This window comes from Pseudomonas sp. UBA3149, from assembly GCF_002364655.1.
Lineage (GTDB): Bacteria > Pseudomonadota > Gammaproteobacteria > Pseudomonadales > Pseudomonadaceae > Chryseomonas > Chryseomonas luteola.
Window position 1 is genome coordinate 20274 of sequence record NZ_DEYV01000042.1, and the last position, 7307, is coordinate 27580.

The window sequence follows — 7307 nt, forward strand, 5'->3', positions numbered from 1 at the left end:
TGATGTTAACGTGCAAGGCACTTGCCGGACTGTTGCTTTACCCCGACCAAGCCCTCATGGAGGCCTTGCCGGATATTCGATATATCCTGAATGACTCACCGCTGCCCGCCACACAACGTGACCAGGTCATCGCTTTTTGCGACCATCTGGCAGCGTCTGATCCTTTACAGGCGCAAGGGAATTATGTGTCGCTGTTTGACGGTGGCTCACGCGCCCTCTCGCTCTATCTATTCGGTCATGTGCACGGCGACTCACGGGATCGGGGCCAGGCCATGGCTAACCTCGTCGAAGATTATCGAGCCGTTGGGCTAGAGCTGTCAGGCGATGAGTTGCCTGATTTTCTACCGGTCTTTCTGGAATACGTTTCGTGTCATGCACCTTCCGACGCCGCCGTCCTGCTCGGTGAGATTGTAGAGATCGTTGCGCTTCTGGCCAGTCGTCTCGAGAAACGCGGAACACCGTATGCTGCAGTGCTGCGCGCTATCGAGGCGTTAGGCTCACGGCCAGCAGACACCGAGGTAGTCGCCTCCAGACTGGCCGAGGGAGAACAGGAGGATACCCCTGAAGCACTGGATGCCCGCTACGAAGAAGCACCTGTCAGCTTCATGGAGCCCGCAGTTGCCGATAGTGCCTGCTCGAACGCAGCCGCCCTGGTTGCACAGTTCGAACGCGATGTGCAGGTTTCACCCATTCGTCTCATAGAACGCTAGAGGTATGCCGCATGAATTGGCTCAACCAGTTCCTGTTCGGGTTTTACCCGTACCTGTGCATGATCTGTTTTTTTCTGGGCAGTTGGGCACGATTTGACCGCAGCCAATTCTCCTGGCGAAGTCAGTCAAGCCAGTTTTTGAGACGTCGCCAGTTGGTTTGGGGGAGTAATCTTTTTCACATCAGCATTCTGGGCCTTTTTGTCGGGCATACTGCGGGGTTACTTACGCCGCCTGAGGTCTACCATGCCCTCGGCCTGACTGTGAAAGCCAAGCAGATCCTGGCTATCGTGACGGGTGGTGCGCTCGCCGCCCTCGGCGTAGTGGGCGGAATTTTGTTGATCCATAGGCGCCTGACGGATGCCCGCATTCGCCAGACCAGCAAGCCGACCGATATTTTCATCCTGCTCTTCATCTTCTTCCAACTCTGCCTCGGGATCAGTACGCTGCCCGAGTCGTCGCAAAATCTGGACGGTACCTACATGCTGGTGCTTGCCGAGTGGTCTCGCAGCATCCTCTTGTTCTGCCCGGGCTCGGCGCAGCTGGTGGCCGACGTGCCTTGGGTCTACAAGCTGCATCTGGTTTGCGGCATGACACTGTTCCTTCTTGTGCCCTTTACCCGGCTCGTCCATGTCTGGTCTGCGCCTGTCTGGTACCTGGGCCGCCCTGGATGGCAGATCGTTCGCAAGAACGCCAACATTTCCAAGGAGGGCGTATGACGCCTTTCCAGCATATGCTCTGGCTGTTATCCGGTGTTCTGTTCATGGAGGCAGCCCTGGCAGCGGGCGCTGCCGATGATGTAGCGCCGCAGCCGGGGATCGCGCCATTCGGGGATCAGATTGCCGAGCAGCGACTGCCGCTGTACCACCGTGTTGCGCCGCTTGTGGCTATCGCTGGACCGATTGAGGACGAGGGTGTGGTTGAAGCCAAGCGCGTAGGTTTCGCCATGATTGTGGATCTGAGGCCAGCGGAAGAAATCGCATCCGAAAAACAACATGCGGAATTCGCACGCATCCGCTACGCCAACCTTCCCGTTCAGGACCTGCCGACACAGGAGCAGGTCAAGCAGTTTTCGGACTTGCTGGCCGATCGCAGTAACCTACCGCTGTTACTGCACGGAGGAACCACCGACCAGCCCGGTGCCATGTGGGCCTTGTACAGGGCCTCGCTCGGCGTTCCGCCCAACATTGCGCTGGACGACGGCATAACAGCCGGACTACAGCAGAGCACTTCTGCTGTCCGTATCCGGCTCGACGAGCATAAAAAAAAGTAGGGACATGACAATGATCACCGTTGACGGTATTGCCATTACTGATGACCTACTTTCGCTGGAGGCCCAACTGCAGGATGCCGATGACCCAGCCGCTGCCTGGGAACAGGCCGCACGTGCACTCGTCGTTCGAGAGCTGCTTTTGGCCGAGGCTACACGCCACGGTATCACCGGTCAGGATGCTGAGCCCGGTGAGGAGGCCGACGAGGCCGCCATCAGGCGTCTGCTCGAAACTGAGCTGAAGCTTCCTGAGCCAACCGAGACAGAGCTGGAGCGCTGGTACCAGCACAACCTTGATCGTTTGAAGCGTCCTGACCGTTGGCAGGTCCAGCACTTGCTGATCGCAGCGAACCCCGGTGATGAACGCGCCATTGGGGCGGCACGGGAAAAGGCAGAAACGATGCTTGCAGAAGTGCTTGATGACCCGACAGCACTGACCGTGTTGGCGGCCCGCTTCTCTGACTGTCCATCAAGCACGCAGGGCGGCGATCTGGGATTGATCGAGCGTGGAAGCACAGTGCCGGAATTCGAAACCCACCTTGCCGGACTGGCAGCAGGTGAGGTATGCCCCACAGTTGTTCAAAGCCGGTTCGGCCTGCATATCATCCGTGTGCTGGCTTGTCATAAAGGACGGGTACCGCCACTGCAGGCAGTACGCCCGCGAATTATCGCCTTTTTGCAGGAAACCAGTTGGCGGCAGGCCGTGCAGGGCTATATCGCCTCACTGGCCGCACGCGCCAGCATCAAGGGCTTCGACCTTTTTGCAGGCGAAAGCGCCCCTGCTCGACCCTCAGCGTGGCCGGCGGGATCATCGTGCACCGCCGCGGGCGCTTCCGCTGGCCACACCCCGAACCGAGATCCCGTGATCATTCCCGCGAGGAACTGCTCTTGAAAACCGGATCGGCAGCAATCGCATCCTCAAACAGCACACAGTCCTTGCGTGTGCTCGTGATGAGCACCTTGGCATTTCTGATCTCCTTTGCCGTCTGGATGATGTTTGGCGTGATCGGCATCCCCATTCAGACCTCCCTAGGGCTCAGTGCATCTGAGTTCGGCCTGCTTACCGCCACGCCAGTCCTGACCGGCGCCATTTTCCGGTTGCCGCTGGGTATCTGGACAGACCGCTTCGGTGGTCGAACAGTGATGACCTTGCTGCTTCTGACGTGCACCGTTCCCCTCTGGCTCGCCTCCTACGCAAACCAGCTCTGGCAATTCCTGTTGTTGGGGCTGGCACTCGGGCTTGTAGGAGCCTCATTCTCGGTTGGAACGCCCTACGTGGCTCGCTTTTTTCCCAGCGAGCGCAAGGGATTTGCGATGGGGGTATTCGGAGCAGGCACCGCTGGCGCCGCCATCAACATGTTCCTGGCGCCCACCCTTGTTGCTCGCTACGGCTGGGAGAGCGTGCCGCGTGTATATGCCGTGGCGCTTCTCGTGACGGCGGTTCTGTTCTGGATAATTGCCGCACCGGATACCAGAGCCCCTGGACGCTCCGTTCCGGTTAGACAGCAGCTGGCTATTCTGCGGGATGGGCGCGTCTGGAAATACTGTCAGTATTATTCCGTTGTATTCGGGGGCTTCACAGCGCTCTCGATCTGGATGCCACAGTATTACCTGAACGAGTACGGTCTCTCGATTGCTCAGGCTTCACTGCTGGCAGCCTGCTTCTCCCTTCCTGGAGGTGCCCTTCGAGCGCTCGGCGGCTTGCTGTCAGACCGGCTTGGTGCCCATGCTGTAACGTGGTGGGTATTGTGGATCGCGTGGATCAGTCTATTTCTACTTTCCTATCCGCAAACCGATTTTACTGTTCAAACTATCCGGGGACCGATGAACTTTCATCTTGGCCTTCCGGTTTGGGGAGCAACAGCACTGCTGTTTATTCTAGGTATCGCTTTTGCCTGCGGCATGGCTTCTACCTTCAAGTACATCGGCGATGATTTTCCACAAAACATGGGCATCGTTTCAGGCATCGTCGGCATGGCGGGAGGACTGGGAGGGTTCCTGTTGCCTATCCTGTTTGGCACACTGCTCGACTTCCTGGGTATCAACTCAAGCTGCTTCATGCTGCTCTACGGCATCGTGTGGGTGTCGCTGATCCTGATCTACATCACCGAAGTACGACGATCACCTCCATTGGGTACCTCCTCTAAAGAGCAGACCCATCATTCGTAGCCGGGCAAAGGGCAGTTCTCCTCTGCCCCAACGCAGTAACAGGTCCGTCTTGCGAGTGCGCCTGATTACTCAAATAGCAGGTAATCAGGCGATTGCACTGCTGGCATCCGCCAGGTGTATAGTCGCTGGGAGCGACCCTAGCCACTACGCGCCTTCAATGACAGCTAATGGGCAGAAGCAGCGGCCCTGGCACGTGCCGTATGCAGTTTCTTATAGCTGTCGATCAGTCGCAGGTGTCTATCCAGCCCCTCCAGCTTCATGCTGGTGGGCGTCAGGCCAAAGAAGCGGATGCTTCCATCCACTGAGCCCAGCACTGCATCCATGCGCTGATTGCCAAACATCCTGCGGAAGTTGACTTCATAGTCGGCCAGCTCCAGCTCCTCGTCCAGCGATACCTCAAGTACTGCATTCAAAGCCTGATAGAACAGGCCACGCTCAACGGTATTGTCGTTGAACTGCAGGAAGGCACCGACCAGTTCATGCGCTTCCTCGAACTGCTTCAGTGCCAGATAGATCAGCAACTTCAATTCAAGAATCGTGAGCTGTCCCCAAACCGTGTTGTCATCAAATTCGATGCCGATCAGGGTAGTGATGTCGGTGTAATCATCCAGCTCGCAGTTTTCCAGGCGCTCAACCAATGCTTCCAGAGCGGCGTCATCCAGACGGTGCAGATTCAGAATATCAGCGCGAAAGGACAGCGCCTTGTTGGTGTTATCCCAGATCAGATCCTCTACCGGATAAATCTCCGAATAGCCCGGCACCAGGATACGGCAAGCCGTTGCCTCCAGGTCCTCATATACCGCCATGTACACTTCCTTACCCATATCCTCGAGGATACCGAACAGCGTCGCGGCTTCCTCAGCATTGGCATTTTCACCCTCGGCTGAAAAATCCCATTCGACAAATTCGAAATCCGCCTTGGCACTGAAGAAACGCCACGACACTACACCGCTGGAATCAATGAAATGCTCAACGAAGTTGTTCGGCTCGGTCACGGCCTGGCTTTCAAACGTAGGCTGAGGAAGATCATTGAGACCCTCGAAGCTGCGCCCTTGAAGCAGTTCTGTGAGGCTGCGCTCAAGCGCTACCTCCAAGCTCGGATGCGCGCCAAACGAGGCGAATACGCCGCCGGTACGTGGATTCATCAAGGTGACGCACATCACCGGGAATTCACCTCCGAGCGATGCATCCTTTACCAATACCGGGAAGCCCTGCTCTTCCAGTCCTTGGATGCCAGCCAGAATAGCCGGGTATTTTGCCAGCACGTCCTGCGGTACGTCAGGCAGGGCAAGCTCCCCTTCCAGGATTTCACGCTTCACCGCGCGCTCGAAAATTTCCGACAGACATTGCACCTGCGCTTCAGCCAGCGTGTTACCAGCACTCATGCCATTGCTCAGGTACAGGTTTTCGATCAGATTGGACGGGAAATACACCACCTCGCCGTCCGACTGACGTACAAAGGGCAGCGAACAGATGCCGCGCTCGACGTTGCCGGAGTTGGTGTCATACAGATGCGAGCCGCGTAGCTCCCCATCAGGGTTGTAGATTTCCCTGCAGTATGCATCGAGAATTTCAGATGGCAATGCATCCTTACGGCCTGGCTTGAACCACCGTTCGTTCGGGTAATGCACGAACTCTGCATTGGCAATGTCTTCACCCCAGAACTGATCGTTGTAGAAGAAGTTACAGTTCAGACGCTCGATAAACTCGCCCAAGGCTGACGCCAACGCGGCCTCCTTGGTGGCCCCCTTGCCATTGGTAAAGCACATCGGAGAATGAGCGTCGCGTATATGCAGCGACCACACGTTGGGAACGATATTTCGCCATGAAGCGATTTCAATCTTCATGCCCAGGTCGGCCAGAATCCCCGACATGTTGGCGATAGTCTGCTCAAGCGGCAGATCCTTGCCTGCAATAAAGGTGCTCGTGTCAGAGGCCATGCTCGGTATCAGCAGCGCCTGGGCATCGGCATCCAGGTTATCCACTTCCTCAATGACAAATTCCGGGCCGGTTTGCACCACCTTCTTTACCGTACAACGGTCGATGGAGCGCAAAATGCCCTGGCGGTCCTTGTCAGAGATATCTGCCGGCAACTCGACCTGAATCTTGAAAATCTGCTGATAACGGTTTTCAGGATCAACAATATTGTTCTGCAAAAGACGAATGTTGTCGGTAGGGATGTTGCGTGTCTGGCAATACAGCTTCACGAAATACGCAGCACATAACGCTGATGAAGCCAGGAAATAATCAAAAGGCCCAGGCGCCGAACCGTCCCCCTTGTAGCGGATAGGCTGATCGGCTATGACCGTGAAGTCATCGAACTTAGCCTCAAGCCGAAGGTTATCGAGAAAATTGACCTTGATTTCCATGCAAAACTACCGAAACGTGAATAAGCGAATTAGCTGCCATTATCCCGCATCTCGACAAGAAGTTTTTGCTTTTGGACGAAAGCGCCAGAATGGTCTCGCCTGAAAGCCAGATTTCTGACTGCCCAAGGGGTCCCTTCTTGACCAGGCACTGCCTACTCGACCTGAAAAATCAAACCTGATAAACGGTCTTCCTGCTGAAAGCATTGCGCCATCAAGTATTTAGCAAAGCTATCAGGACTTTAATCCTAAATGTTTCCTTATATGTAAAGGTTTTGGCACGTCACTTGTAATCAAGGGCACAAGCGTCAGGATGCGCCTCTTGGTATCTCCTAGTACCAAGACCTCATTACTTTTTATTTAGGGCAGCCCCCTCGTATTCATGGACGCGAGACCTAGCCCATCACTAGCAGAGCAGTATGGTGATTATGAGCACGTCCATTCATTTTTCTAAGCGATTCTTCAAGAGCCTGCCCCTTCTCGTGGGTCTTACCTTTGGCTCGGTAGCCGCCCAAGCCGAACCGGTCGATCTGGTTAGTCTGAACCTGTCCGGTGCGGGATTTGCTCCCCATGTCTTACCTGGAATCAATGGCACCAACTATATTTTTCCAGTGGAATCCTATTTCCAGCAGTGGAGCGCCAGGGGCATCAAGACATTCCGCTTCCCCATTATCTGGGAGCGCCTGCAACCCAAGCTGGGCGGTCCTCTTGATCCTACCTATGTAGCCCTGATAGACCGCACCTTTGGTTATGCGCAAAAGCACAACATCAAGATTATTCTGGACCTGCATAACT

Annotated in this window: 7 protein-coding genes; 6 read left to right on the top strand and 1 reads right to left on the bottom strand. The window is 55.7% G+C overall.

From position 1 onward, the window contains the following. Nucleotides 1-2 precede the first annotated feature (2 nt). The 5 genes from narJ to B3729_RS22830 are packed head-to-tail and all read left to right on the top strand — an operon-like array spanning nucleotide 3 to nucleotide 4146. The gene (gene narJ / locus B3729_RS22810; RefSeq protein WP_286789082.1) at nucleotides 3-710 is read left to right on the top strand and encodes a nitrate reductase molybdenum cofactor assembly chaperone; all 708 of its coding nucleotides are present in this window, start codon (nucleotides 3-5) and stop codon (nucleotides 708-710) included. A gap of 11 nt (nucleotides 711-721) precedes the next feature. Next, nucleotides 722-1426, top strand: a complete 705-nt coding sequence (narI, locus tag B3729_RS22815) for a respiratory nitrate reductase subunit gamma (protein ID WP_286789077.1) — start codon at nucleotides 722-724, stop codon at nucleotides 1424-1426. After that, entirely contained in the window at nucleotides 1423-1980 is a 558-nt protein-coding gene (locus tag B3729_RS22820) for a fused DSP-PTPase phosphatase/NAD kinase-like protein (protein WP_286789078.1), read from the top strand. Before narI ends, B3729_RS22820 begins: the two co-directional genes overlap by 4 nt. Nucleotides 1981-1984: 4 nt before the next feature. Next, nucleotides 1985-2869: a peptidylprolyl isomerase gene (locus B3729_RS22825; protein WP_286789079.1), complete on the top strand. Its 885-nt coding sequence runs from the start codon at nucleotides 1985-1987 to the stop codon at nucleotides 2867-2869. Nucleotides 2870-2928: 59 nt separating this feature from the next. Continuing rightward, nucleotides 2929-4146, top strand: a complete 1218-nt coding sequence (locus tag B3729_RS22830; RefSeq protein WP_286789083.1) for an MFS transporter — start codon at nucleotides 2929-2931, stop codon at nucleotides 4144-4146. A 164-nt stretch (nucleotides 4147-4310) separates the two neighbouring features. Here the strand turns inward: B3729_RS22830 and B3729_RS22835 are convergent, their stop codons facing one another. Next, nucleotides 4311-6515, bottom strand: coding sequence for an OsmC domain/YcaO domain-containing protein (locus B3729_RS22835; protein ID WP_286789080.1), 2205 nt, complete (start codon nucleotides 6513-6515; stop codon nucleotides 4311-4313). A 425-nt stretch (nucleotides 6516-6940) separates the two neighbouring features. Between B3729_RS22835 and B3729_RS22840 the strand changes: the two genes are divergently transcribed. Further along, nucleotides 6941-7307: cellulase family glycosylhydrolase (locus B3729_RS22840; RefSeq protein WP_286789081.1), on the top strand; the 367-nt coding region annotated here is incomplete at its 3' end.

Bases quoted from the DNA above. Each gene is read 5' to 3' on its own strand.
- narJ (WP_286789082.1), top strand. From the start codon at position 3: ATGTTAACGTGCAAGGCACTTGCCGGACTGTTGCTTTACCCCGACCAA.
- narI (WP_286789077.1), top strand. From the start codon at position 722: ATGAATTGGCTCAACCAGTTCCTGTTCGGGTTTTACCCGTACCTGTGC.
- B3729_RS22820 (WP_286789078.1), top strand. From the start codon at position 1,423: ATGACGCCTTTCCAGCATATGCTCTGGCTGTTATCCGGTGTTCTGTTC.
- B3729_RS22825 (WP_286789079.1), top strand. From the start codon at position 1,985: ATGACAATGATCACCGTTGACGGTATTGCCATTACTGATGACCTACTT.
- B3729_RS22830 (WP_286789083.1), top strand. From the start codon at position 2,929: ATGAGCACCTTGGCATTTCTGATCTCCTTTGCCGTCTGGATGATGTTT.
- B3729_RS22835 (WP_286789080.1), bottom strand. From the start codon at position 6,515: ATGGAAATCAAGGTCAATTTTCTCGATAACCTTCGGCTTGAGGCTAAG.